Source organism: Ruegeria sp. BHSC029 (genome assembly GCF_059613085.1).
In genome coordinates this window covers 182511-208597 of record NZ_JBXWRU010000005.1, presented here as the reverse complement: position 1 = coordinate 208597, position 26087 = coordinate 182511, and the positions used below count along the sequence as shown (strand labels likewise).

General features: G+C 61.1%; 22 protein-coding genes. 10 read left to right on the top strand and 12 right to left on the bottom strand.

Going from position 1 to position 26087, the window contains the following annotated elements; genetic code table 11:
• Positions 1–47: 47 nt before the first annotated feature.
• A complete protein-coding gene (locus AC2FML_RS13955; protein WP_496783641.1) occupies positions 48–1127 on the top strand; it encodes a helix-turn-helix domain-containing protein in 1080 nt (359 codons plus the stop codon).
• Here the strand turns inward: AC2FML_RS13955 and AC2FML_RS13950 are convergent.
• On the bottom strand, positions 1100–1990 hold the full coding sequence (locus AC2FML_RS13950; protein ID WP_496737153.1) for a LysR family transcriptional regulator: 891 nt from the start codon (positions 1988–1990) through the stop codon (positions 1100–1102). The genes AC2FML_RS13955 and AC2FML_RS13950 overlap by 28 nt on opposite strands.
• A 106-nt stretch (positions 1991–2096) precedes the next feature.
• Between AC2FML_RS13950 and AC2FML_RS13945 the strand changes: the two genes are divergently transcribed.
• Positions 2097–2975 (top strand): phytanoyl-CoA dioxygenase family protein, encoded by an 879-nt coding sequence (locus AC2FML_RS13945; RefSeq protein ID WP_496783640.1) that lies wholly within the window; start codon positions 2097–2099, stop codon positions 2973–2975.
• Positions 2976–3012: 37 nt separating this feature from the next.
• Here the strand turns inward: AC2FML_RS13945 and AC2FML_RS13940 are convergent, their stop codons facing one another.
• Positions 3013–4317 carry a UDP-glucose dehydrogenase family protein gene (locus tag AC2FML_RS13940; protein ID WP_170367380.1) on the bottom strand — a complete coding sequence of 435 codons (1305 nt, stop codon included), beginning with the start codon at positions 4315–4317 and terminating at the stop codon, positions 3013–3015.
• 161 nt (positions 4318–4478) lie between these two features.
• On the opposite strand from AC2FML_RS13940, the gene gmd reads away from it, so the two are divergent.
• Both gmd and fcl read left to right on the top strand, forming a co-directional pair.
• On the top strand, positions 4479–5603 hold the full coding sequence (gmd, locus tag AC2FML_RS13935) for a GDP-mannose 4,6-dehydratase (RefSeq protein WP_496783638.1): 1125 nt from the start codon (positions 4479–4481) through the stop codon (positions 5601–5603).
• 10 nt (positions 5604–5613) lie between these two features.
• Positions 5614–6591 carry a GDP-L-fucose synthase gene (gene fcl / locus AC2FML_RS13930; RefSeq protein WP_496737159.1) on the top strand — a complete coding sequence of 326 codons (978 nt, stop codon included), beginning with the start codon at positions 5614–5616 and terminating at the stop codon, positions 6589–6591.
• Positions 6592–6624: 33 nt separating this feature from the next.
• Here fcl and AC2FML_RS13925 read toward each other — a convergent pair whose 3' ends face one another.
• From AC2FML_RS13925 to AC2FML_RS13890, 8 genes are all read right to left on the bottom strand, one after another.
• Positions 6625–7701 (bottom strand): DUF2793 domain-containing protein, encoded by a 1077-nt coding sequence (locus AC2FML_RS13925; RefSeq protein WP_496783636.1) that lies wholly within the window; start codon positions 7699–7701, stop codon positions 6625–6627.
• Positions 7702–7956: 255 nt separating this feature from the next.
• Positions 7957–9393: a mannose-1-phosphate guanylyltransferase/mannose-6-phosphate isomerase gene (locus tag AC2FML_RS13920; protein WP_496783634.1), complete on the bottom strand. Its 1437-nt coding sequence runs from the start codon at positions 9391–9393 to the stop codon at positions 7957–7959.
• Positions 9394–9465: 72 nt separating this feature from the next.
• Positions 9466–10359, bottom strand: a complete 894-nt coding sequence (gene galU, locus AC2FML_RS13915) for a UTP--glucose-1-phosphate uridylyltransferase GalU (protein WP_093963131.1) — start codon at positions 10357–10359, stop codon at positions 9466–9468.
• Positions 10360–10577: 218 nt separating this feature from the next.
• Positions 10578–12383 (bottom strand): ABC transporter ATP-binding protein, encoded by a 1806-nt coding sequence (locus AC2FML_RS13910; protein ID WP_496783632.1) that lies wholly within the window; start codon positions 12381–12383, stop codon positions 10578–10580.
• Between the two features lies 1 nt (position 12384).
• Positions 12385–13314, bottom strand: a complete 930-nt coding sequence (locus AC2FML_RS13905) for an ABC transporter permease subunit (RefSeq protein ID WP_170341315.1) — start codon at positions 13312–13314, stop codon at positions 12385–12387.
• Positions 13315–13327: 13 nt separating this feature from the next.
• On the bottom strand, positions 13328–14251 hold the full coding sequence (oppB, locus tag AC2FML_RS13900; protein WP_093963128.1) for an oligopeptide ABC transporter permease OppB: 924 nt from the start codon (positions 14249–14251) through the stop codon (positions 13328–13330).
• A 68-nt stretch (positions 14252–14319) separates the two neighbouring features.
• Positions 14320–15948, bottom strand: coding sequence for a peptide ABC transporter substrate-binding protein (locus tag AC2FML_RS13895; protein ID WP_496783631.1), 1629 nt, complete (start codon positions 15946–15948; stop codon positions 14320–14322).
• Between the two features lie 418 nt (positions 15949–16366).
• Entirely contained in the window at positions 16367–17602 is a 1236-nt protein-coding gene (locus tag AC2FML_RS13890) for a lytic murein transglycosylase (protein WP_496783629.1), read from the bottom strand.
• Between the two features lie 139 nt (positions 17603–17741).
• On the opposite strand from AC2FML_RS13890, the gene AC2FML_RS13885 reads away from it, so the two are divergent.
• The 4 genes from AC2FML_RS13885 to AC2FML_RS13870 are packed head-to-tail and all read left to right on the top strand — an operon-like array spanning position 17742 to position 21739.
• Complete coding sequence (locus tag AC2FML_RS13885; protein ID WP_367646476.1) at positions 17742–18704, top strand: cytochrome ubiquinol oxidase subunit II; 963 nt, start codon at positions 17742–17744, stop codon at positions 18702–18704.
• Positions 18701–20791 (top strand): cbb3-type cytochrome c oxidase subunit I, encoded by a 2091-nt coding sequence (locus AC2FML_RS13880; RefSeq protein WP_496783627.1) that lies wholly within the window; start codon positions 18701–18703, stop codon positions 20789–20791. The genes AC2FML_RS13885 and AC2FML_RS13880 overlap by 4 nt, the downstream gene beginning before the upstream one ends.
• Positions 20788–21420, top strand: coding sequence for a cytochrome c oxidase subunit 3 (locus AC2FML_RS13875; protein ID WP_170341891.1), 633 nt, complete (start codon positions 20788–20790; stop codon positions 21418–21420). The genes AC2FML_RS13880 and AC2FML_RS13875 overlap by 4 nt, the downstream gene beginning before the upstream one ends.
• Positions 21413–21739, top strand: a complete 327-nt coding sequence (locus tag AC2FML_RS13870; RefSeq protein ID WP_244952445.1) for a cytochrome o ubiquinol oxidase subunit IV — start codon at positions 21413–21415, stop codon at positions 21737–21739. The genes AC2FML_RS13875 and AC2FML_RS13870 overlap by 8 nt, the downstream gene beginning before the upstream one ends.
• A 7-nt stretch (positions 21740–21746) precedes the next feature.
• On the opposite strand, the gene AC2FML_RS13865 is transcribed toward AC2FML_RS13870, so the two are convergent.
• Positions 21747–22109: a fluoride efflux transporter FluC gene (locus tag AC2FML_RS13865; protein ID WP_170341325.1), complete on the bottom strand. Its 363-nt coding sequence runs from the start codon at positions 22107–22109 to the stop codon at positions 21747–21749.
• Positions 22106–22477 (bottom strand): fluoride efflux transporter FluC, encoded by a 372-nt coding sequence (locus tag AC2FML_RS13860; RefSeq protein ID WP_254430357.1) that lies wholly within the window; start codon positions 22475–22477, stop codon positions 22106–22108. Before AC2FML_RS13860 ends, AC2FML_RS13865 begins: the two co-directional genes overlap by 4 nt.
• 224 nt (positions 22478–22701) lie before the next feature.
• Between AC2FML_RS13860 and AC2FML_RS13855 the strand changes: the two genes are divergently transcribed.
• Both AC2FML_RS13855 and AC2FML_RS13850 read left to right on the top strand, forming a co-directional pair.
• Positions 22702–24447 (top strand): thiamine pyrophosphate-dependent enzyme, encoded by a 1746-nt coding sequence (locus tag AC2FML_RS13855; RefSeq protein ID WP_496783625.1) that lies wholly within the window; start codon positions 22702–22704, stop codon positions 24445–24447.
• Between the two features lie 24 nt (positions 24448–24471).
• Positions 24472–26052 carry an FMN-binding glutamate synthase family protein gene (locus AC2FML_RS13850; RefSeq protein ID WP_496783624.1) on the top strand — a complete coding sequence of 527 codons (1581 nt, stop codon included), beginning with the start codon at positions 24472–24474 and terminating at the stop codon, positions 26050–26052.
• The last annotated feature ends 35 nt before the right edge of the window (positions 26053–26087 follow it).

The following is a 26087-nucleotide window of genomic DNA, read 5'->3' as shown; positions in this document are numbered from 1 at the left end:
CGCGAAACCTCTTGTGAACCGGTGCGATTGGCCGAACAATGCATGGTATGACGACCAAGGCCACGAACCCGGGCCCGGACGAGGACGATGTCCTGGACGGGCCGCGCAGTATCTATGACGTCGATCCGCCGGACGACGAAGACCTTTGGTTTCTGCCGCCCGAAGATGCAGCGGCGCCCGAGGACATGTTGCCGCCGGGTCCGCGTGCCGATCGGGGCGCTTTGTTCGACCCGCGGGACTGGCGCGCCGCCCAGGCAGAAGTGGCGCAGGGTTTGGCGGATCTGACCTTGACCTTCGGGGCGTTGGACGAGCGGTTGCGCAGTGGTCCAAAGGGGTGGACCCACCGGCTGGCCCTGATGGACGTATCCGACCTGGGGTGGTGGACCGGTGACCGGATCAGCGTTGATCGGCTTGCCCTGTGGACCGGATTGCGTATCGGAGCCACCGGGGACGATGTGCAAGCATTGTTTCGGGCGGGTTGGGCGGTTCGGCGACTGACTTCGGGCGCAGGGCCGTCGGACGGCGGCTGGCAATCGGGACTGGCCGCCTTTCTGGACCGGATGGCTCAGGGGATAGACGAAGTCCCAGAGGCGGTCGCGGACTTGGCCGAAGTGATGGATAGCGCACAAGCCCTGCACCCTGTCACGCAGTCGGCCATTGCCTTTCACGCGTGGCGCGCGCTGTCGCAAGGAAATGGACAGGATACCGAAGCAGCGGTGATCGCTGCGCGGCATGCGGCCACGATGGGTCGGGGCGGGGCACTGTTCATGCCGCTGGCACTGTCGGGCCCCGGGGCGCTGCGCGGCATCGGCACGCCAGAGGAAAAACTCAACGCTTGGGTTCGGGGGGCAGGGCAGGCGGCCTTGGCCGCGCTGCTGCATCTGGATCGCGTCAGCGCGTGGGAGGCCCGGGCACGCGAGGCCACCACGGATCTCAGCGGGCGGACGCCGCCGGTCCTGATTGATGTGCTGACCGCCTGGCCCATGGTTTCCGCGCCATTGGCCGAGGAGTTGACGCAGGCTTCGCGTGCAGCCGTGCAGCGCAATCTCGACAAGTTCACCGAACGTGGGTTGATCCGCGAAGTGACCGGGCAGGGCCGTTATCGGGTTTGGGCTGCCGCGCTGTAGTCCAACAACCATTCACGGAACGCGCGCGCGGGTGGCCGCAATGTGGCCCGTGATGGGTAGATCAGGTGGTAGGCATCCCGTCCCGGCACGGCCACCTCGGGCAGACACGGCACCAGGCCCGAGATCCGCATGATCCGGTCAGACGCGGGCGCGCGGGCCAGGGCGATCCCGACCCCTTGCGCGGATAGCTCGGCCGCCATCACTGAATTGTCCGCGAAGAAATACTTAGCCTGCCCGGTCGGCAGCCGCAGGGCTTCGAACACGTGCGGCCAACTGGCCCTGTGGGTCGAAACCTCGATCAGCGGAAACCGGGCCAGATCCAGCGGAGTGCTGATCTGGTCGGCAATGTCTGGTGGCGCCACGGGAAAAAGGGTCTCGGTCAACAGCATGTCACCTTCAGCCCCGAACAGCGTCGGGTTGCCGAACACGATCTGCAGGTCGGTAAAACGATTGGCGAAGTCGGCCATCCGGTTCCCGGTCGTCAGGGACAGGTTGATCTGAGGATGGGATTTTTGGAACTGGGTCAGGCCCGCCGCAAGCACCCCTTGCGCGAACAACAACACGGATTGGACATACAGCCGTTGGTCCCGGGTCTGGCCGAACAGGCCGGTAGTGGCTGAGTCCAGCATCACCAGCGATTGCTGCACGACCGGCAGGTACGCCCGCCCGGCCTCGGTCAAAGTGACGGCATGGGCATGGCGATGAAACAGCGGCGTGCCCAGACGAGTTTCCAGCGCCTTGACCTGTTGGCTGACAGCGGCGGCCGACATGTTCAGCTGGGCGGCAGCACGGGCAAAGCTTTCGGTGCGGGCCGCGGCCTCGAAAACGCGCAGCCAGTTGAGAGAGGGGATGCGGGTCGACATGGCAATCAGGCTAAGCTGAACTTATCCTGACAGGCAAGGCTTTGCGTTCTCGTCGCAAGACCGCTTCGGCTAGGCTGTGCGTGAACCGATCCGAAAAGGTGCACCCATGCCCGACATCCAAGACCTGACCCGGCACAAACTGACCCCATCGCAAGCAGCGCAATACTGGGAAGACGGCTTCCTGTTTCCGCTGGATATCCTGTCTGCTGACGAGGCCGCGCAGGTGCGCTCGGAACTCGAACAGATTGAACGCGACTGGATGGCCGCCGATCTGCCTCTGCCGCTGAATACCTACAAGCGCGTGAATTCACACCTCGTGATGCCGCTGGCGGCGCGACTGGCCATGGATCCGCGTATTCTTGATGCAGTCGAAGGCGTCTTGGGTCCGGACGTCATGATCTGGTCGGCCGAGTTTTTCATCAAAGAGCCGCGCACCGTCCAGACAGTTGGCATGCATCAGGACCTGACCTATTGGGGGATGGGCGAGACCCCGGATCAGGTTACGGCCTGGCTGGCCCTGTCGCCGGCAACCGTGGAAAGCGGCTGCATGGATTTTGTCCGGGGAAGTCACAAGAACCCAATACTTCCGCACAATGATACCTATTCCGAGACCAACCTGCTGTCGCGCGGGCAGGAGATTGCGGTCGAAGTGGCCGAGGAAGACAAAACCCATATCGAACTGGCGCCCGGGCAGATGTCACTTCACCACGGGCTGACCATTCATGGCTCGGGTCCGAACCGGTCGGACGATCGGCGTATCGGGATGGCCATCCGCTATATCAGCCCGAATGCGAAGCAGTTGGTGGCGGACCGCGACTACGCGATGGTCGCGCGCGGAGAGGACCGGCAGGGAAACTTCATCCATGTCCATCCGCCCGCCACCCTGTTTTCCGACGAGTCGCTTGCCCTGTACGAACAGGTGCGCCGCGATCTGGGCAAGGCGCTGGCAGCTGGGGCCAAGGCCACCGTTCCGCTCTATGATTGAGCCGGGTTCGAAACCCAAAGGCCAGGGGATTGGACGCCTAGCGCCCAACCCCGACATAGGTTTCAAAACCGGATTTCTTGACCTTGTCGCGTGAATAGATGTTCCGCAGGTCGACCATGCGTGGAGATTTCATCTCAGCGGCCATCTGCGTCAGGTTCAGCGCGCGGAACTCGTTCCATTCGGTCAACAGCACCACTGCGTCCGCGTCCTTGGCAGCGGCATACGGGTCTTCGACCCACTCTACACCCGGCAGCAGAGCCTCACCCTCGGATCGGCCCTGAGGGTCGACCACGCGAACTTTGGCGCCGCCACCGATCAGGGCGGGCACGATGGTCAGTGATGGAGCGTCGCGCATGTCGTCGGTGTTGGGTTTGAAAGTCACCCCAAGAACCGCCACGGTCTTGCCGTTGAAACTGTCGTCGCAAGCTTCGCGGATCTTTTCGATCATGCGTTTTTTGACCTCGTCATTCACGCGCATGACGGTTTCGGTGATCTGCATTGGAAAGGCATGTTCCTGTCCGATCCGCGCAAGCGCCGCGGTGTCCTTGGGAAAGCATGATCCGCCGTAACCGGGGCCGGCATGCAGGAACTTGTTTCCGATGCGCCCATCCAAGCCGATGCCGCGCGCCACTTCCTTGACGTCGCCACCGACCCGCTCGCACAGGCCAGCGATTTCGTTGATGAATGTGATCTTGGTGGCGAGAAAGGCATTTGCCGCATATTTGATCATTTCGGCGCTTTCCAGATCCGTCGTCAGGATCGGAAAATCGCGCAGGTAAAGTGGGCGGTAGATTTCGGCCATCACCTCGGCGGCGCGGTCGTTCTCGACCCCTACAACGACGCGGTCCGGACGCATGAAATCGTCGATCGCAGCGCCTTCGCGCAGGAATTCCGGGTTCGAGGCGACATCAAAGTCTGCCTTGGGGTTTGCCGCCGCGACAACTTCCTGAACCTTGCGGTTGGTCCCGACCGGAACCGTGGATTTTGTCACCACCACGGTGTAGCCATCCATGGCATGGGCGATTTCCTCGGCCGCTGCCATCACATAGGTCAGATCCGCATGGCCGTCGCCGCGGCGGGTTGGTGTCCCGACGGCGATAAAGACGGCATCCGCGCCCTTCACCGCATTCGCCAGATCGGTGGTAAAGCTCAGCCGGCCGGCGGCCACGTTCTTGGCCATCAGAACATCCAGCCCCGGTTCGTAGATTGGAACTTTTCCGTCCTGCAGCATCTGGATCTTAGCTTCGGCCTTGTCGACGCAAATGACGTCATGACCGAAATCCGAGAAGCACACACCCGACACCAGACCCACATATCCGGTGCCGATCATCGCAATACGCATTATTCAAATTCCCTTGTTACCAATGCCACCTCGGGCGGCCACACATTCGGAGAAACTTCCGCCGGTTTCAATGCCTGACAGTGGCCTCGGGTTGCATTCCATGACATCTTGCTGTTTTTGGGGCGACAAATGGGCGTCCATGAAACTGGTGGAACAAACTGATGACCAAAAAAGCGCTGATCACCGGAATTACCGGACAGGACGGGTCTTACCTGGCCGAATTTCTGTTGGCAAAGGGCTATGAGGTTCACGGGATCAAGCGTCGGGCATCCTCGTTCAACACCCAGCGGATCGACCACATCTATCAGGACCCCCACGAGCCTGATCCGAAGCTGCGGCTGCATTACGGCGATCTGAGCGATACCTCGAACCTGACCCGCATCATTCAGGAGGTTCAGCCCGACGAAGTCTACAATCTGGGTGCCCAATCTCACGTGGCCGTCAGCTTCGAGTCGCCGGAATATACCGCGGATGTCGATGCCATCGGCACCTTGCGCCTGCTTGAGGCGATCCGGTTCCTGGGACTTGAAAACAAGACCCGGTTCTATCAGGCGTCCACGTCGGAACTCTACGGGCTGGTCCAGGAAACTCCGCAGCGCGAAACGACTCCGTTCTATCCCCGCTCGCCCTACGCGGTGGCCAAGCTGTATTCGTATTGGATCACGGTCAATTACCGTGAGGCGTACCGGATGTATGCCTGCAACGGAATCCTGTTCAATCACGAAAGCCCGCGCCGCGGCGAAACCTTTGTCACCCGCAAGATCACGCGTGGTCTGGCCAACATCGCCCAGGGCTTGGAGAAGTGCCTTTACATGGGGAATATCGACAGTCTGCGCGATTGGGGCCACGCCAAGGACTACGTGCGGATGCAGTGGATGATGCTGCAGCAGGACAAGCCCGAGGATTTTGTTATTGCCACCGGCAAGCAGTATTCCGTGCGCCAATTCATCGAATGGTCGTCGGCCGAGCTTGGGCTTACCTTGGAGTTTTCGGGCAGCGGTGTGAACGAGGTCGCAACGGTGACGGCGATTGAAGGCGACAACGCCCCAGCGCTGAAACCCGGCGACGTGATCATGCGGATCGACCCGCAGTATTTCCGACCCGCCGAGGTGGACACTCTGCTGGGTGACCCGTCGAACGCCAAGGCCAAATTGGGTTGGGAGCCGGAGCTGACCGTGCAGGAAATGTGCGCAGAGATGGTTCTGGAAGACCTCAAAACCGCCAAGCGACACGCCTTGTTGAAAGAGCACGGGTTCGAATTGCCGGTCAGCCTGGAAAACGGCTGAGGAGGCAGAAATGCGCAAGATCTACATCGCCGGACATCGTGGCATGGTGGGTGGAGCAATCCTGCGTCAGCTCAAGGCGCGCCAGGCTGATGGTGAGGCGCTTGAACTGGTGACCCGAACCCATTCCGAATTGGATCTGACCGATCAGGCGGCCGTCCGCGCCTTCATGCAGGCCGAGCGGCCAGACGTCGTGATCCTGGCCGCTGCCAAGGTGGGGGGGATTCACGCCAACAACACGTATCCTGCAGATTTCATTTACGAAAATCTGATGATCGAGTGCAACGTGATCCATCAGGCTTTTGCGGCCGGCGTACGGCGTCTTTTGCAGCTGGGCAGTTCCTGCATCTACCCGCGTGAAGCAGCGCAGCCGATGCGCGAAGACGCGTTGCTGACGGGTGTTTTGGAGCCGACGAACGAACCCTATGCGGTCGCCAAGATCGCCGGAATCAAGCTGTGCGAAAGCTACAACCGCCAGCACGGGGTCGACTACCGGTCGGTCATGCCGACCAACCTGTATGGGCCGGGCGACAATTTCCACCCTGACAACAGCCATGTTCTGCCAGCACTGATCCGCCGCTTCCACGAAGCCAAACGCGACGGGCTGGACGAGGTGGTGATCTGGGGAACTGGCAAGCCGCGGCGTGAGTTCCTGCATGTCGATGACATGGCCGAGGCATCGCTGTTCGTAATGGATTTGCCGCAGGACGTGTATCAGGCGAATACGCAACCCATGCTGAGCCACATAAACGTGGGCTGCGGGCAGGACGTTTCAATTGCCGAGCTGGCCTCACTGATAGCCAAAATCACCGGATATACCGGCCGGATCACGCAGGACACCACCAAGCCAGATGGTACGATGCGCAAGCTGATGGACGTTTCCCGGTTGGCCAAGATGGGCTGGAAGGCACGCATAGGCCTCGAAGATGGTATCCGCGAGACCTATGACTGGTTCCTTGATCAATCGGCCGACGACCTGCGGGCCAAATAGGCACCCGGCCCAAAGACCGGGTGCGTTCGCTGATCAGAACCAGCGGCCGATGGCTGCGACTGTCGGGCTGATCGTGGCCGGATCGGACACCGCCGACAGAACTTGCCACGCTACCTGCGTTTCGGTCGGCAAATCGAAGCTGATTAACCGTCCCAGTGCATTACCGCTGCCGCTTAGGGTTGGAGTACTGCCCAGAGCAAAAGGCGCGGGGAAAGTCCAAGTATTCTGGGCGCTTGCAAACAGTAGCCCCATGCCGGCAGTACAGGCCACCGCACTCGCCGCGAGGGTGCAGATCTGGGTTCCGTCCGCGAAACGAACGAATTCGCCGTTTGCATTTGCGCCGCGTTCGATCACCGCGCCGGTCGGGGTCCCGCTAGACTGCGTCACCTGACCCAAGAGGTTACCCGGTCCATATCCGTAGTCGGCTCGCATCAGCCGTCCGGGTGTTACATCTTCAGGGTTGGCTTGAACGGCCGCGCCACTGATCGTTCCCGATGTGGCATCCACGCGCACCGCCTCGGTCCAAGAGCCGCCGTCCGGTGAAACCTTGATGGAAAAATCGGTACTGCCCGCAAGGCCCATCTCGGCGTGGCCGGTCCAGTTGGACTGAAACAGGAGGGAGGCGGTGTCAGTCGCGCTAGCTTTGTTGACCTTCAACTGGTGGCCGCTCCCGTCATGGCTCAGCAATGTGGCGGGACTCCGAACCGAAAGGCGGTTGGTCGGATCGTATCCGGTTGCGACCCCGACCCCGACAAGGTTCGCAGTATTGAGCGGAGGATCGATCCATCCGCCGTTGTCCCAGACCTTGAGCGCGGCGCCGGCTTGGTCCCAAACACGCCATCCGTTTGCCGGCGTGACAAAGACCCAAGCATTGTCCAGCCAAGCCGCGAGTTGCCCAGGCTTCCCCGCCCAGGCGCCTGTCGGGCTGGCCCCCAAGCCGTAGATGGCACCTTGATCTGGTGCCGCAGGTGGAATGGTTTCATCCAGAGCCACAACACTCAGCTGCACGATCAGGTCCAGCTGCCGCAGCGCTTCGTTGTGGGTGACGTGTTTTTGCGCCTGTGAGGGTTGCAGAAACGGCAGATTCAAACGGGGGGTGATTTGGGACACGGGCGGGATCCTCCTTGGGCCATCGATTCACGGAATTCGCTGCGCGCCACCCTGCCGCGGATGGGATGAATCCCCGCTTTCACGTGCGAACGGCACAAAAAGGATTTGGTTACTTGTGGATTTCCAAATACGAAACAAAGCCGCCCTTTTGGGGCGGCTGTGGATATTTTTTGTATGGAGGTCGGCCAGCTGATTCTGTCCTGTACGCCCAAAGAGTGAACCGTTGGCGACCGGAGCCGCGGTGTTCAGCCAGAATCAGCTACGGGCGTAGACATCCTCGTACCGGATAATATCGTCTTCTCCGAGGTAGGCGCCGGTCTGGACCTCGATCAGGACCATAGGCACCTTGCCGGGGTTTTCCATCCGGTGAACCGCGCCAAGGGGGATGTAGACAGACTGGTTTTCGCTGACTAGACGAACCTCGTCATCGATCGTGACCTTGGCGGTACCTTCTACGACGATCCAATGCTCGGACCTGTGGTGGTGGGATTGCAGGCTCAGGGCCGCGCCGGGGTTTACGTGAATCCGTTTGACCTGGAATCGTTCGCCCACAACCAGGCTCTCGAACCAGCCCCAAGGGCGATGGTCGACCGGCAGAGCTTCGGCCTGCGGTGCCCCTTTGGCCTTCAGGGCGGCCACGGCCTGTTTGACGTCCTGTGCCTTGTCCATGCTGGCCACCAGAACGGCATCCGGCATGGCCACAGCGATCATGTTCTCGAGCCCCATGGCCACGACTTCTTGAGAGGCAGACTCGGACCGGATCAACACGTTGTTGCAGTCGATCGTCGTCACCTCACCGGTGGTCGCAACGCCGTTTTCGTCGGGGCTGCTCAGCTCCTGGACGGCCGACCAGCTGCCGACATCCGACCAGCCGGCGGCATAGGGAACAACGCTCAGGTTTTTGGCCCGCTCCATGACCGCGTAGTCGATCGAAATGTCTTCGACTTTCCCCCAGGCCAATGCGTCCAGTCGCAGAAAGCCAAGATCGGCCTTCGCGTCCTCGACGGCAGTCTGCACCGGCGGCAACAGGTTGGGTGCATGATCCTGGAATGCAGCGATGATGTCGCGCACCGCAAACAGGAAAATGCCGGAATTCCACAGGTAACTGCCATCGGAGATCATGGCCTTGGCCCGATCCAGATCGGGCTTTTCAACGAAATGGTCCAATGCGACCGCAGCACCTGTCGCGTCGGGCGCAGCGCTGAGCTTCAGATATCCATATCCGGTTTCTGGCCGGTCCGGAGTGATCCCGAACGTCACCAGTTGGCGGTCCCTCTCGATGGCGGTCACACCTTGCGAAACCGCCGCGTGGAACGCGGATTTGTCGGGAACGACGTGATCGGACGGCGCCACCAGCATCAAAGCATCCGGGTCTACCTTCGACAGGTAAAGCGCGGCCGCTAAAACCGCCGGAGCCGTGTTGCGGCCCTCAGGTTCAATGAGGATCGGACCGGGGTCGACACCAATGGCGGTAAGCTGCTCGGTGACGATGAAGCGGAACGATTCATTCGTGAGTATCAGGGGCTTGGCGTACGGCGCGTCCTTGGGCCCTCGCATCCGGTCCGCACAGTCCTGCAACAGGCTGCTGTTGCCGACCAGCGGCACGAACTGTTTGGGATAGCTTTTTCGGGACAGCGGCCAAAGCCGGGTTCCGGAGCCGCCGCACAGAATGACAGGATAGATGGTGGTCATGACGAATGGGCTTTTCGGCTGGTTTTCTGACGTTTTATCGCAGTCATCACAGGATGGGTGAAGGACCGCCGCTTATTGGGCAGCCCGACCTGTGGCAACAATATCATTCAGATAGGCGCTCAGGTCGTCGCGCAGGTCATTCCGGGCCAGGGCAAAGGCCACGGTGGCCTGCAGGAAGCCCGCTTTTGATCCGCAGTCGAAGCGTTGACCATCAAAGCGGTATCCGAAAACCGGGACACCGTTGCCGATGTCTTCGGCGATGGCATCGGTCAGCTGGATTTCCCCGCCGCTGCCTTTCTTCATCTGATTGAGGTTGTACAGCACCGATGGCCCCAAAATGTATCGACCGATCACCGCCATGTTCGACGGTGCCTCGTCGGCCTTGGGCTTTTCGACCATGCCGCGGGCTCGGATCACCTTGCCGGAACTGTCGGCGGCGTCCAGTATCCCGTACGAGCTGGTTTTTTCGGGTGCGACCTCCATCGCGGCGACCATGTTGCCGCCGGTTTCCTCATAAGCCTCGACCATCTGCTGCAGGCAGGGTTTGTCGGCCGCAATAACGTCGTCCGGCAGCATGACCGCAAAGGGTTCATCGCCGATCAGACGGCGGGCGCACCAGACTGCGTGTCCCAGCCCCAGAGCCTTGTGTTGGCGGATATAGGCGATAGCACCGCTTTCCATGTTGGTATTCTCGAGAACCTCCAGCAAATCATCCTTGCCTTTGGCCTTCAGCTCCTGCTCCAGCACGAGATTGTGGTCGAAATAGTCTTCGAGCGCCGATTTCCCGCGTGATGTGACGAAGATGAACTCGGTAATACCCGCAGCGCGGGCTTCGTCGATGGCATATTGAACGAGAGGCCGGTCAACCAGCGTCATGATTTCCTTCGGAACGGATTTCGTTGCCGGAAGAAACCGGGTGCCCAATCCTGCGACAGGGAAAATCGCCTTGGTGACCTTGCGTGACATGTGACCTCTCAAATTCAAAAACTTAGCCGGCGGACGTGGTGCATCCGGGGCTTCCTCTTAGGCTGCGAAACCGGATCAATCAATGATGCCCGAAAAAACAGGCCGAAAACGACCGAAGGGTGCCATTTGGTCATGGCAAAGTCAAAACACCCAGTTCCAATAACTCTGCCCTAACGGGCAAGGACCCCGAAGCCGGTTGTCCGGCTTCGGGGACAGGATCAAGCGTTTGCCATGATCGCTTCCAGCGGATCATGCTCGGCCACGAAGTGCCCAGGCGCAATCTCGCTGAGCGCGGGAACATAGTCGGTCTGACCCGCCGCCAGACGGCTGGGCAGGAACCGCAGCGCCGCCTTGGGGTCCATGGGCGAGGGCAACTCGCCCGGCAGTTTCAGCCTTTGGCGGCTGCGCTCGACATCCGGGTCCGGGATCGGTACCGCCGAGATCAGCGACTGCGTATACGGATGAACCGGGTTCGCGCAGATCACCTCGCCATCGCCCAGTTCGACGATGCGGCCGAGATACAGAACCATGATCCGGTTCGACACCGCGCGCACCACCGACAGGTCGTGGCTGATGAAGATCATCGACAGGCCGAATTCCTGCTGCAGTTCCTTCAGCAGCTGCACGATCTGCGCCTGGATCGACACGTCCAGCGCCGAGACCGCCTCGTCGCAGATGATCAGCTTGGGCTTGTTGATCATCGCCCGTGCGATGCCCACCCGCTGGTTCTGGCCGCCCGACAGCTCGTGCGGGTAGCGATTGATCATGTTGGCGTTCAGGCCGACCCGTTCCATCATCTCGGCGACCATCTGCTTGCGCTCGCGCTCGGTCAGGTCGGGGCGATAGGTTTTCAGCGGTTCCGCGATCGAGGCCGAAATCGTCATCCGCGGGTCCAGGCTGGCCAGCGGGTCTTGGAACACGATCTGCAGATCCTTGCGGTACTTGTTCAGCTCGGCCCGTTTCAGCCCGACGATCGGATGGCCCAGCCAGCTGACATTGCCGGCGCTCGGCTCGATCAGCTGCAGCACGGCACGGGCGAGGGTGGACTTGCCGCAGCCCGATTCACCGACCACGCCGAGGGTTTCACCTTTGCGGATGTCAAAGCTGACGCCGTTCACCGCCTTCAACGGCACCTTGCGGCCAAAGATGCCGCCCGGAACGTGGATCGGGAAATGCACCTTGACGTCATCGACCTTCAGCAGCGGCGCCTCTTCGGTCTCCACTACCTTGGGCGCGTCGCCCGCGTCGATGCGGGGCATGGCCTCGATCAGGGTGCGGGTATAGTCGTGCTTGGGCGCGTGAAAGATCTCGCGCGTGTCTCCGGCCTCGACGAACTCACCCAGGCGCATGACCTGCACCCGGTCGCACATGCGGGCCACGACGCCCATGTCATGCGTGATCAGGGCGATGGCGGTGCCTTCGTCCTTTTGCAGACGCACCATCAGGTCCAGAATGTCGGCCTGAACGGTCACGTCCAGCGCGGTGGTCGGTTCGTCGGCGATCAGCAGCTTGGGATTGCACAGCATCGACATGGCGATCATCACCCGCTGGCGCATCCCGCCCGACAGCTCGTGCGGGAACTGGTCCAGACGGCGCGCGGCCTCGGGGATGCGCACGCGGTCCAGCCATTCCAGGCACCGTTGCCGCGCGGCCGAACCCTGCAGGCCTTCGTGCACCTGCAAGACTTCGCGCATCTGCTGGCCGACCCGCAAATGCGGGGTCAGGGCAGTCAGCGGGTCCTGAAAAATCATGCCCACGTCATCGCCGCGGATCTGGTTCAGCTTGTTCACGGGCAGGTTCAGAATTTCCTGCCCGTTCAGCAGCACCGACCCGGTGGCCCGGCCCGCCGGCGGCAGCAGCCCCATCGCGGCCATGAAGGTCTGGCTTTTGCCCGACCCGCTTTCGCCGACGATGCCCAGGCATTCGCCCGGCGCGATGTCAAAGCTGATGTTCTTGACGGCCTCGACCACCCCGTCGGGCGTGTCGAACTGAACGCTCAGGTTCTTTACGGAAAGCAGGCTCATGTCAGCGGTCCTTCGGATCCAGTGCGTCACGCAGGCCATCGCCGATGAAGAACATCGTTATGATGATGGTGACGTAAAATGCCAGGGGGTACATCAGTTGCCACAACGTGCCGTAACCCATGGTTCCGGCGCCCTCGGCGATCAGACGACCCAACGAGGTATAGGGCTCGGAAATCCCCAGCCCCAGGAACGAGATGAAGCTCTCCGTCAGGATCATCTCGGGCACCAGCAGCGAAGCATAGACGATCACCACGCCCAGCAGGTTGGGCAGGATGTGGCGGTACATGATGGTGAACTCGCTGACACCGGCGGCGCGGGCGGCCTCGATGAACTCGCGGTTCTTCAGGGTCAGGGTTTGGCCGCGCACGATCCGCGCCATGGTCAGCCAACCCACCGCACCCAGCGCGATGAACAGCATGAAGAACGACCGCCCCGCCACGACCAGCAGCAGGATGATGACCAGCGTGGCCGGAATGGCCAGCAGTATGTCGACGAAGCGCATCATCACGCCATCGACGCGCCCGCCGATATAGCCGGCGGCGATGCCATAGCACGTGCCCACGATCAGCGCGGTGGCCGCCCCGATCAGACCCACCAGCAACGAGGTGGTGGTGGCCTGGATGACCCGGCTGTACAGGTCTCGCCCCAGATCGTCGACGCCGAAATAGTGCCCGGTCTCGATGGACGGCATACCCATGCCGGCCACGTCGCCCATAACGTTCCAGTCGATTTCCTCGTTGCTCCAGACGGCAAAGTAGGGCCCGATGATCGTGAACAGAACGATCAGGCCCAGGATGAACACGCTGGCCATGGCGGCCTTGTTGCGGACAAAACGCATCCGCGCGTCCTGCCACAGCGAACGTCCCTGAATGACCGTGTAATCGGTGATGTCTTCGGCCAGATGGGCGGCTTTCTGAGATTTTCCAAGCATTTGCCAGCCCCCCTCAGTAACGGATTTTCGGATCGAACCAGGCATAAGCCAGGTCGGTCAGCAGGTTCACCAGCACGGTCAGAACGCCATAGAGGATCGTGACCCCCAGCAGCACGGCATAGTCGCGCGACAGGGCCGAACCCACATAGGCCTGCCCCAGCCCACCGGTCGAGAAGTAGATGTCAACGAAGACCGAACCGGTCAGCACATAGACGAAGACCGGCCCCAGATAGGACACCACCGGCAGCAGCGTGGGTTTCAGCGCATGGCGCCAGATCACGGTGCGGGTGGGCAGGCCCTTGGCCCGCGCGGTGCGGATGAAATTCGAGTTCAGAACCTCGAGCATCGACGAACGCGTGATCCGCGCGATCGAGCCCATGTACGAGGTCGCAAGCGCGATGACGGGCATGATCAGGTATTGCCACTGGCCCCCGTTCCAGCCGCCGCCCGGCAGCCAGCCCAGCCACAAGGTGAAGGTCAGGATCAGGATCGGGCCCATGATGAAGTTCGGCAGTGCCTGCGCGGCGATACCCAGACCCACGGCGAAATAGTCGATCCAGCTGTTGTGGCGGATCGCGGCGGCGATGCCCAAACTGACACCCACCAGCGTGGCCACGAGGAAGGACAGCATCCCGTAGGTCAGCGAAATCGGAAAGCCCTGCGCGATTATGTCGTTCACGTCGCGGTCCTTGAATTTGAAGGACGGGCCGAAATCGAAATGCACCACGATGTTGTACAGGTAGTCCCACAGCTGTTTCCACAGCGGCTGGTCCAACCCGTAGCGCGCCTCGATATTGGCCAGAACCTGCGGCGGCAACGGCCGCTCCGAGGTGAAGGGCCCGCCGGGCGCGAAGTGCATCAGAAAGAAACTGGCGACGATCAGCAACAGGATCGTCGGAACGGCGATCAGCAGTCGCCGGATGACATAGGCAAGCATTTCATGCCCCCAATTATTGGCCCTGCCCCAGAGCATGTCCGGGGCAGGGCGCGATCAAAGGATGATGATTACTCGGCGATCTTGTAGAGGTTCTTCGAGTACCAGTTCTGCTCGACGTTGTTCACCGGCCAGTTCCCCACGTCGCTGTCCATCATGTAGACACCGGCGTAGTGGTAGATCGGGATCACAGGGGTTTCCTGTGCGATGATCCGCTCAACCTCGGTGTACAGCGGGGCCGGATCGTCCGAGGTTTTGGCCTGAGCCAGCAGCTCGTCGACCTTGGCATTGTTGTACTTGCCGTCATTGTAGCCGGAATCCGACTGCAGCAGGTCCAGGAAGGTCGAGGCTTCGTTGTAGTCGCCGCACCATGCGCCGCGGGCCAGTTCAAAGTTCTGGTTGCCGCGCTCTTCCAGGAAGATCTTCCATTCCATGTTGGCCAGCTCGACCTGCGCGCCCAGCTTCTGCTTCCACATCTGGCTGAGGGCCACGGCGACTTTCTTGTGCGCCTCGGAGGTGTTGTAGACCATCGCGAAACTCAGCGGGTTGTCGGGACCGTATCCGGCCTCGGCCAGCAGTTCCTTGGCCAGCTCGTCGCGCTCGGCTTGCGTCATCGACGCCATTTCCACGACCGGCGGGGTGAACCCTGCGGTGGCTTCGGGCACGAAGGTATAGGCTTCGGGCTGACCGCCGGCCAGGATGTTCTCAGTGATGATCTTACGGTCAACCGCCAGCGACAGGGCCTGACGCACGTTCGGGTCCTTGAAGGCCTCGGGGCCGCCGTCGGACAGGTTGAACGTGTAGTAGTAGTTGCACAGGCGCGGGAAGCTGATTGCCTCGTTCGGGTATTCCTTCTTCAGGCGCGGAAACTGGCCTGCGGGCACCTCGGTGCGGTCCAGCTCACCGGCCAGATAGCGGGTCAGGGCCACGTTTTCATCGTTGATGACCAGCGCCACGACCTTGTCGATGATGGTGTTGTCGTTGTCCCAGTACATCGGGTTGCGCTCGCGCACCGAGCGTTCGTTGGGCAGGTGCTCGGTCAGGATATAGGCGCCGTTCGACACGATTTGGCCGGGCTTGGTCCATTCATCGCCGAACTGCTCGATGACCTTCTGCGGGGCCGGGAAGGTGGTCGAGTGCGTGGTCATCTGCGGGAAATAGGGCAGCGGCGCGCTCAGCTTCACTTCCAGCGTGTGGTCGTCGATCGCCTTGACGCCCAGATCCTCGACCGGCTTGTCGCCCGCGATGATCTCGGCGGCGTTCTCGATCGACATCAGCTCCATGAACCAGGCATAGGGCGACGACAGCGCCGGATCGACGGCACGTTTCCAGGCAAAAACGAAGTCATGCGCGGTGACCGGATCGCCGTTCGACCACTTGGCGTTGTCGCGCAGGGTGAAGGTGTAAACGTCCTTGGTTTCGTTGGTGGTATAGCCAGTGGCCACGCCCGGAACCAGGTAGCCGTCTTCGTCCTGGTTCATCAGACCTTCGAACAGGTCGCGGACAATCTCGGCGCCCGACACGTCCTCGACCACCTGCGGGTCGACCGAGCTGTGCTCGTCCAGCACGCGGTAGACGAAGGTCTGGTCATCGGCCAGCGGCTCGCCGGTGACCGGATGGGTGCCCGCGGCCAGCGCGGCTCCGGTGATGAAGGTCGAGCACAGCAGGCCCGCCACCGAGTTTCGAAGGATGGTGTTCATGATCTTCTCCCAATTATTGTGGCGGCGGTCTGCGCATCCATATGGGATGGCGTCCGGCGGCCCTGGTTGCCCGACATCCGCTGGGACCCGGTTCTTTTGAATTTTGGGTTGTGCCAATTCGCAAGGAACACTGCGTCGCAGCTTTCTGGATTGCAGTCGGTGAAGTGGATGCAAGAGCTTCCTCTCGCTGGCCGAGACCGTGCCACTATTTTGGGCAGGGTTAAAGCCTTCCCATGAGTCCGGATCGCCTAAAGGTAGAAAGAAACTTCGTGACGCGTGGTCGCCGAAATTTTGTAACGATGGCGTGTATCGTTGCGATATTTTCGTGCCCAGGCCGCCCGGATTGCAGCCCGAGGCGCGATCTGTTTCGGCAGAATTTCGCCGCTCGCTTTCGCCCGATCAGGCGAATCGCCAGCGGTCAGGGACGCAGCCGCGACTTCATGCCGGCTTCGGGGAAACAGGTTGGGGGCTGGTCGGTTTCTTCCTGCCAGCGGCCGATCGACCGGCGGGTTTTGTATCCCGGGAGCCCGTCGGCACCGCCCACGTCGTGCCCCATCGCGATCAACGCCTGCTGCATGGTCGCGATATCCGACCGGTAGAGACCGCCCACCTTGCCCCAGCGGCCTTTGAAATCGCCCACGCCATACTGAATGCGATCGCCCACATGGCCCACGAACAAGGCGTAGAGGTCGCTCATGTTGTAGTCTTTGAGAACGTAGAAATTGGGCGTTACGACAAAGGCCGGACCATTCCGGCCAGCCGGCATCATCAGGTAGCCCTCGCCGCGCAGCTCGTGTTCGGGGAAGGGGCGGCCCGATACGCGTGTGATGCCCATGGCGACCCAGTCGCGGATCGGGCGACCCTGATCGGGACCCTCAAGCGCGCAGGACACAGACGCCGGTACGGTCACCTCGAACCCCCAATCGCGGCCGCTGACCCAACCGTGCCGCGCGAGGTAGTTTCCGATCGATGCAATCGTGTCGTCGGCCGACCCCCAAATGTCGGCCCGGCCGTCTGCATTGCCGTCGGCCGCGTGGTTCAAAAAGCTGGTCGGCATGAATTGGGGCTGGCCCAACGCGCCGGCCCAGCTGCTTTTCATCGCGCGGCCGTTCACGTGACCGGCCTCGACGATCTGCAGCGCGGCGATCAGTTCGCCGGTGAAATACTCCGCGCGCGTGCTCATGAATCCCTTGGTGGCCAGCACCTGGATTGCGTCATGCCGGATCGGAACCTGCCCATAGCCGCTTTCGCGGCCCCAGACCGCAAGGATGATCCGGGCGGGAACGCCGGTCTGTTCCTCGACCCGGCGCAGCGTTTCCGCATGACGCTTGGCCATACGCCGACCGCCGGCGGCGGCACCCTGCACCGAATTTGTGTTGAAATACCGGCCGGGGGACCCGAACTCGGCTTGCCTTTGCTTTTTGGGCGTCCGCGCCGGAGAGCCCGGCGGAACAAGATCGGGCAGTTCCCAATTCAGGCGAACCCCGTCGGTTGCGCTGTAAAACGTGCGGCGCGATACACCCTGCGCCCGAGCCAACGGCCAGACCTGTTGCTGCAACCAGTCCTGAAACTGCCGCTCAACCGCGGCTCGGTCTTGCGCGATCGCTGCGCCGGAAAACGCGATCAGTCCAATCAGAATAAGCAGTAAACGCATGACACAATGACTGACCCGACCCACTGGTCAAGTCAACTCGATGGTGAGGTGGTTCCCGGCTGCCGGGGAAAAACCTTGTGAAATCTGCTGACTCTGCCGATAGTTGCACCAACCTGAAGTTTGATGAGGGCGATCCGGCGTGAGCGGAAACAGGACTATACCTGCGGTACTGACAGCGCTGATCGTGGTCGTATTGTGGTTGGGCACGGCGCAATCGGCTCTGGCCAGCGACAGTTTCATGGATCCTCAAGGCCCTATTGCGGCGGTCCAAAAAACACACCTGGTGCGCGCGACCGCGTTGATCCTGATTGCGGTCATTCCGGTTCTGGTTCTGGTTCCCTTGATCGCTCTTCGCTATCGGCGCCGCGCGCAAAGCCCGGCTGCCTATCGGCCCAAATGGGATTTCTCGCCCATGCTGGAAACCGCGATGTGGGGTGTGCCGGTGGTGATCGTGGCGCTGCTGTCCTTTTATCTTTGGAAAGCAACCCACCGGCTGGACCCTTACGCGGCCCCGTTCGGCGATGAACCGGCCCTGCGTGTGCAAGTGGTGGGGCTGGATTGGAAATGGCTGTTCATCTACCCCGACCTGGGCATCGCGACGGTGGGTGAGTTCGGGGTGCCAACAAAACAACAAGTCGCCCTGACACTGACGACGGACACGGTGATGCAGTCATTCATGGTTCCCGCCCTGGCGGGGCAGATCTATGCGATGCCGGGAATGACGACCCAATTGCATCTCGTGGCTGATGCCCCCGGACAAATGCAGGGCGAAAACACCCAGTACAACGGGCGCGGCTTCACCAAGCAGAAGTTCCAGACGGTCGCGATGCCGCCGCCGGATTTCGACTCATGGGTCGACCGTGTTCGGCAGAACGGTATCGTTCTGAATCCGGCAACCTATCGGACACTGGCCATGCGGACGGACCGGGACGAGGTTCAGGCCGCGCTTGGCACCGCGCAGATGCCCGATAATGCGCTGTATTTCCGCCTGGATGATGGCGATCTGTTCCACAGCATCCTGGGCCGGTATCACAACGGGCAACCTTTGCCGCAGGATCAGCAACCGGGAACCGCTCAATACGGGCAGGAGGACAAGCAATGACATCTGCCGAGTCCGGTTTCTTCGGCCGTCTGAACTGGGATGCCTTCCCCATCGCCGGGCTGATCCAAGACCCCAATACGAATGAAATCGTGGCCAATGCCGCGGCGGGCGTGGTGATCGTGGGGGTGGCCGCGGTTCTGGGACTGCTCACCTGGTTTCGCCTGTGGGGGCCGCTGTGGCGCGACTGGCTGACCAGCGCGGATCACAAGAAGATCGGCATCATGTATATCGTCTTTGCCATCGTCATGCTGGCGCGCGGCGTTCTGGAAGGCGTCGTGATGCGCGCCCAACAGGCGGCCGGGCCGGGCGAGGGGTTCCTCGAGGCCGAACACTTTGCCGAACTGTTCAGCACCCACGGCACGATCATGATCTTCTTCGTTGCGGTGCCCTTCGTGTTCGGACTGGCGAATTTCCTCGTCCCGCTGATGATCGGCGCACGCGACGTGGCCTTTCCGGTGATGAATCAGATCAGCCTCGGCCTGACGGTTTCGGCGGGCATGATGCTGATGGTCAGCCTGGTGGTGGGCGAGTTTTCCACCGGCGGCTGGACGGCCTATCCGCCCTATACCGGCGCGGCCTTCAATCCGGGCGTGGGGCCGGATTACTGGATCTGGGCGATCGTGGTGTCGGGCATCGGCACCACCCTGACGGGGATCAACTTTGCCGTCACGATCTACAAACTGCGCGCGCCTGGGATGAAATTCATGCGGTTGCCGATGTATTGCTGGACGATCATCTGCAGTTCGATCCTGATCGTGTTCGCCATGCCGCCCCTGGGGGTGGCGGCACTGTTGCTGGCCGCCGACCGGTATCTTGATTTCCATTTCTTCACCAATGACCTGGGCGGCAACATGATGAACTATGCCAACCTGTTCTGGCTGTTCGGCCACCCCGAGGTCTATCTTCTGGTTCTGCCGGCCTATGGCATTTATTCCGAAGTCTTCGCGACCTTCTCGGCCAAGCGGCTCTATGGCTACAACTCGCTGGTGATCGCGACCATGTCGATTGCGGTGCTGTCGTTTACCGTCTGGTTGCACCATTTCTTCACCATGGGCCAAAGCGCCCTGATCAACGCGGTGTTCGGCATCGCCACGATGCTGATCGCCATACCCACCGGCGTCAAGGTCTATGACTGGATGGCCACCCTGTATCGCGGCCGCATCCGGTTCTCGGTGCCGATGCTGTACGGGCTGGCCTTTCTGATGCTGTTCGTGATCGGGGGGCTCAGCGGGGTGATCCTGGCCAACCCAACCGTTGACTATCAGGTGCACAATACGCTGTTCCTGGTCGCGCATTTCCACAACGTGTTGCTGCCGGGTGTCCTGTTCGGATTGCTTGCGGGCTACAACTACTGGTTTCCCAAGGCGTTCGGCTTCCGCCTGGACGAGGCTTGGGGGCGGATATCGGTCGTGCTGTGGACGGTGGGCTTCATGCTGACCTTCCTGCCGCTGTATTTCGTGGGCCTGATGGGTATGCCGCGCCGCTCCTACAGTTGGGAGGACCCGAGCTTTCACCCCTACATGATCACGGCCGTCATCGGCGCGCTGGTCATTCTGGCGGCCTTGCTGTCGGTCGTCGTGCAGCTGTGGGTCAGCATCCGCAACCGCGAACAGAGCCGCGTATCGGTTGGCGACCCCTGGGACGCCCGCACGCTGGAATGGTCGATCCCGGCCCCGCCGCCGCCCTACAATTTCGCGATCATCCCGCATGTCACGGACCGCGACGATTTTGCCGCCGCGAAAGAGCGTGGCGAGGCCTACCCGCACCCCGACCGGTACGAGGACATCACCATGCCGCGCAACACCGGTATCGGTTTCGTGCTCTGCGTGCTCAGCGGTGCGTGGATGTTTGCGCTGGTCTGGTGGATCTGGTGGCTGGCGGCGCTGATGACCGTGATGATGATCCTGTCATTCATCCTGTGGACCTTTCAGACCGATACCGAAGAAGTGGTTTCAGCTGAAGACGTGCGCAGGCAGCACGAGGCCTGGCTGGACTTGGTCCGCAACGCGACCCCTGTGAACCGGGATCACGAAGGTGCGCCAGAAAACACCGGGCTTGCCCGACCGGATCTGGAGGCAGCGACATGAAGCCTGCACCAACCCACAGTTACCCAGGTCTGAACCTTGGGCGGCGTCATGCCAGCGCCCACAAGGCGACCGAAGTGGTGACCTTCGGTTTCTGGGTCTTTCTGATGAGCGACCTGGTCTATTTCGGGCTGATGTTCGGCGTCTACATCACCATGATCGACGCGCAGGCAGGTGGTCCTGGCCCGCACGACTTGTTCGATCTCTACAGCATCTTTGCCCAGACCCTGATCCTGCTGACCAGCAGCCTGACTGTTGGACTTGCCATGCTGGCGCTGAAATACAACCTGCCGCGCGGTCGGATCGTCCTGTGGTTCGGGGTTACGCTGCTGCTTGGGCTGAGTTTTCTGGTCCTCGAAATCCGCGATTTCATGTCGATGGCGGAAAAGGGTGGCATCCCGCAGCGCAGCGGTTTCCTGTCTGCCTTCTACGGGTTGGTGCCTCTGCACGGGCTGCATGTGGCGGCGGGCTGTGTGTGGCTGGTCGTTCTGGGCATTCAACTGCGGGTCATGGGGATGACCGACCTCGTGATTTCGCGCGTGGTGCGGCTGGCACTGTTCTGGCACTTCCTTGATCTGATCTGGATCGGCATCATCACCATCGTGTATTTCGGAGGGCTGACCTATGGATAAACGGTCCGAGATGCACAGGCGCGAGCGGCGCCGGTATGTGATCGGCTATGGCGGCTCGCTGTTGCTGACACTCACCGTGTTTGCGATCGCCTACTGGTTCGGCATCGAGACCAAGGGTGTCTACCTTGCAATTGGGCTGTTGGGTTTGGCGCAGCTGATTGTTCAGCTGGTCTATTTCCTGCATATCGACCGTCGCCGCAGCAGCCGCGAAGATCTGGATTTGGTCCTGTTCTCGACGCTGGTTCTTCTGATCATCATTCTTGGAACGGTCTGGATCCTGGGCAATCTGGCTATGCGGATGCACATGCCGGGCATGTAGCGACCGGCTAGCCCATCACCCACAGTCCCAGCCACAAGGCCAGCCAGCACAGTCCGAGGCTGAGCAGGATGTTTCCACCCGCAAGGACAATCGTCCGCTCGCGCTGCAGTTCAAGAGACTGGTAGGCAAAGCTGGAGAATGTCGTGAACCCTCCGCAAAAGCCGAAAACCAGGCGCTTTTCTTCTTCGGCCATCTCCACGGGCCCGCCCAGGTACCCGATCCAAAGCCCCAACAACAGGCTGCCCAATACGTTCACGACCAGCGTCGAGACCGGGAGGTCGTGAGTGATGGCCCGTGCGACCCAGTGACGAAGGACTGCTCCCAGTCCGCCGCCCAGCCCGAACACCGCATGCAGATACAGATCGGTCATTCGGCCGGCCCTCCTGAGCGGCGGCGGCGTCCAATTGCCTCGCCCAGAATGGCCGCGCCCAAACCGCAGATGACTTCGGCCGCCAACGGCAAGATGACCGACCAGCCGTCGGTTTCAGCGATCCGTTCCAGTTCGGCGGCAAAGGACGAAAACGTCGACAATCCGCCGCAGAAACCAACGGCCCCGAGGTGCAGAACATGGGCATGCACCCGGCCCCGTATGGCGTAGAGCCATCCCAGAATGAAACAGGCCACGACATTGATGCCGAAGGTCGATGTCAGCAACGGCATCCCCGGAATTTCCAGCGCAAACAGTTCGCGCAGGATCGACCCAGCCGCTCCTCCGACAAAGACGGCGGCGTACATCATGGGCTTCCCCGAAACTGCCGCCTGAGTTTTGGCCAAGGACGCTTCTCCGCCTGTGGGGTTTGGATTTGGATAGCGGCTGTGCCGCCCGGGTTCAACCGCCGCAACCAAGCCACCGCAAATCCGCCCGATGCTTGGGGTGGCAGTACAAAGGCTTGCAATCAAAGGGCAACCTGCCCACGATCTATCGGGACAGGCCCGATGGGGTCGGAACCAGAGGGCAGGTCATGACGTCGAATTCCGTATGCAAGGTATTGCTGGATATTCTCGCGGATGCCGGAGGGCGCCAGATCTTCGGCGTGACGGGCGATGCGCTCAACCCCCTGCTTGAAGCCATGCGCGGGGATGGCCGGTTCGAATGGATCGGGGTCAGGCACGAAGAAAACGCAGCCTATGCAGCCTATGCCCAGGCGCATCTGACCGGCGGGATCGGGATTTGTGCCGGAACCGTCGGTCCCGGAGCGCTGCACCTGATCAATGGACTGTACAACGCCCGGCGTGAGGGTGCAGGGGTCGTGGCGATCACAGGTCAGGTCGCTCATCGGGAGCGCGGGACCGGTTACCACCAGGAAGTCAATCTAGAGAAGGTGTTCGAGGATGTCTGCGGCTATCAGGCCGTGATCAATTCGCCGGACCAGATGCCGCGACTGGCTCAGATCGCCGTGCAACGCGCCTTGATCAACCGCGAGGTCGTGCGGATCGAACTGCCCATCGACGTGTCCGAACAGCAGGTGCCCAGCTTGCACCAACTGCACCCGATCCTGAAAACGCCATCAACGCTGATCCCGCCCGAATCCGAAATCGACCGTGCGGCCGAGATCATCAACGCGGGCAGGAAAGTCGCTCTTTTCGCCGGCGTGGGATGCAGAGAAGCCAAAGACAAGGTTCTGGCTCTGTCCCAACGGCTGAACGCGCCGATCACGCATTCCCTCAAGGGCAAGGACATTTTTGACTATGATGATCCCAACGTGGTCGGGATGACCGGGTTGATCGGCAATCCCGGCGGGTATCATGCAGTGCGCGACTGCGATGTGCTGGTGATGCTGGGGACGGACTTCCCATACGAGTGGTTCCTGCCGGAAAACGCGAAAATCATCCAGATCGATCGCAACGTCGAACATCTGGGACGCCGCGCGCCCATCGCATCGGGATTGCTGGGAGATGTGGGCGCGACGCTGGATTTGCTCTTGCCAAAGCTGGCCGCAAAGGACGACAGGGCGTTTGCCGATCGTCAAGTCAAGCTGTGTACGAAATGGCTGGCGCAGCAAGACCGCGACTCCAGTCTCGAGCGCGACACCGAGCCACTCCACCCGCAGCTATTCGCGCGGCAGGTCTCCGACAAGGCTGCCGATGACGCGATATTTGCAATGGATATCGGCGAATGCACGGTCTGGGTGGCGCGTCAGACGCGGATGAAAGGCGGACGGCGCATGGTGGGGTCGTTCAACCATTCGTCACTGGGGTCCGGGTTGCCGTCGGCGTTGGGAGCCGCCGCGCTGGATCCGCAGCGCGAGGTTTGGGCGTTCTGCGGGGACGGCGGTTTTGGCATGTCCATGCAGGATTTCGTGACTGCCGTGCGCTACGAGTGGCCCATTAAGGTGCTGGTCTTTAACAACCAGACGCTGGGCTTCGTGAAGATGGAGATGGAGGTGGCGGGTTATCCGCTGAACCCCGCTGCTACCGATCTGGTGAACCCGGACTTTGCGGAATATGCGAGGGTTTGCGGTGGGGACGGGGTCCGTGTGGAACATGCGGCTGACATCCCCGAGGCCGTCGCGCGGGCCAAAGCCAGCCGAAAGCCATTCATCATCGACGCCATGGTCACGCCCGGCGAGTTGGTCATGCCTCCGCATATCGATACCAAGATGGCCTGGGGTTTCGGCATGTCTAAACTGAAAGAAGGCATCCTGCTGGCCAAGGGTGAACACGCGCAGTGGGACAACTGGGTCAAGGAACTCAAGGCCAACCTCTGACCGGTTGGCCCAAGGGAGAGCAAGATGATCGTACGTCGAATCTATTATGTCGTGACCTATGTGGTTCTGCCTTTGACTGTGGTCTGGGGTTTGTACTGGCCTCCGGCATTCTGGCTGCTGGTTTTGCTGGTCCCTTACGCGTTGGTCGGGCTGTACGACATGCTGACCACCAAACACAACGTACTGAACAACTATCCGGTTCTGGGCCATTTCCGGTACATGCTGGAGTTCGTCAGCCCGGAAATCCGCCAGTATTTCGTGGAAACCAACGAAAGCGGGCGGCCCTTCAACAGGATTATTCGCGCGCTGGTGTATTCACGAGCAAAGGGACAGGTCGACACTCAGGCCTTCGGCACCCAGTACGATATCACCGAAGTCGGGTATCACCGGGCCAATCACTCGCTTGCGCCCAAGGACGTTCCGGAAAGCGAAGAGCGTGTGATGCTTGGCGGTCCTCAGTGTGAAAAGCCCTATCTTGCATCGCGGCTGAACGTTTCAGCGATGAGCTTCGGGGCACTCAGCGCCAACGCAATCCGCGCCCTGAACGGCGGGGCCAAGGATGGCGGTTTCGCACACAACACGGGCGAGGGCGGGCTGTCGCCGCACCATCTTGCCGAAGGCGGCGATATCATCTGGCAGATTGGCACCGGATACTTCGGTTGTCGGACGGTAGAGGGCGGCTTTGACAAGGACAAGTTCGCCCAGAATGCCCAGAAGGATGTCGTGAAGGCGATTGAGATCAAACTGTCCCAAGGCGCGAAACCGTCCCATGGCGGTGTTCTGCCGGCGGCCAAGGTCGATGAAGAGATCGCTCTTATTCGTGGCGTACCCGTGCATCAGGATGTGATTTCGCCACCCATTCACTCGGCCTTTGACGGGCCAACGGGCTTGATGCATTTCGTCCAACACCTGCGCGAAATGTCCGGGGGCAAACCCGTCGGTTTCAAGCTGTGCATCGGCAACCGGTCCGAGTTCATGGGGATCTGCAAGGCCATGCTGGAAACGGGCATTCTGCCCGATTTCATCACCGTAGACGGGGCCGAAGGCGGGACCGGCGCGGCGCCTGTGGAATTTACCAACCGTCTGGGCGTACCGTTGAACGAAGGGCTGATCTTCGTGAACAACTGTCTGCGCGGAGTAGGTCTGCGGGACAAGATCCGGGTGGTCTGTTCAGGCAAAGTGGCAACTGGTTATGACATGATCGAGAAATTCGCGCTGGGGGCTGACATGTGCAATGCGGCGCGGGCGATGATGTTCGCCGTGGGCTGCATTCAGGCCCTGCATTGCAATACGAACCGCTGCCCGTCAGGCGTCGCAACACAGGATCCCATTCGCGGGCGCGCGGTCAACGTGCCGCAGAAACGCAAGCGGGTTCACCGCTTTCATGACGCCACTCTGGAAAGCTTTCGCGAAATACTGGGTGCAATGGGGAAAGAGCGCGTATCTGACCTCGGCCCATCCGATATCTACCGCCGAATTGCCAATGAGCGCGAGTGCTCATACGCGGAACTTTACACCTTTATCGAGCCAGGTGCCTTGTTGAAAGACACAGTGCCGCAGGAATTTGCAGCGGATTGGCAGAAGGCGTTGGCGAGCCATTTCTGATTTTTTCTCGAATGTTCCAAGGATCCGTTCCTGTC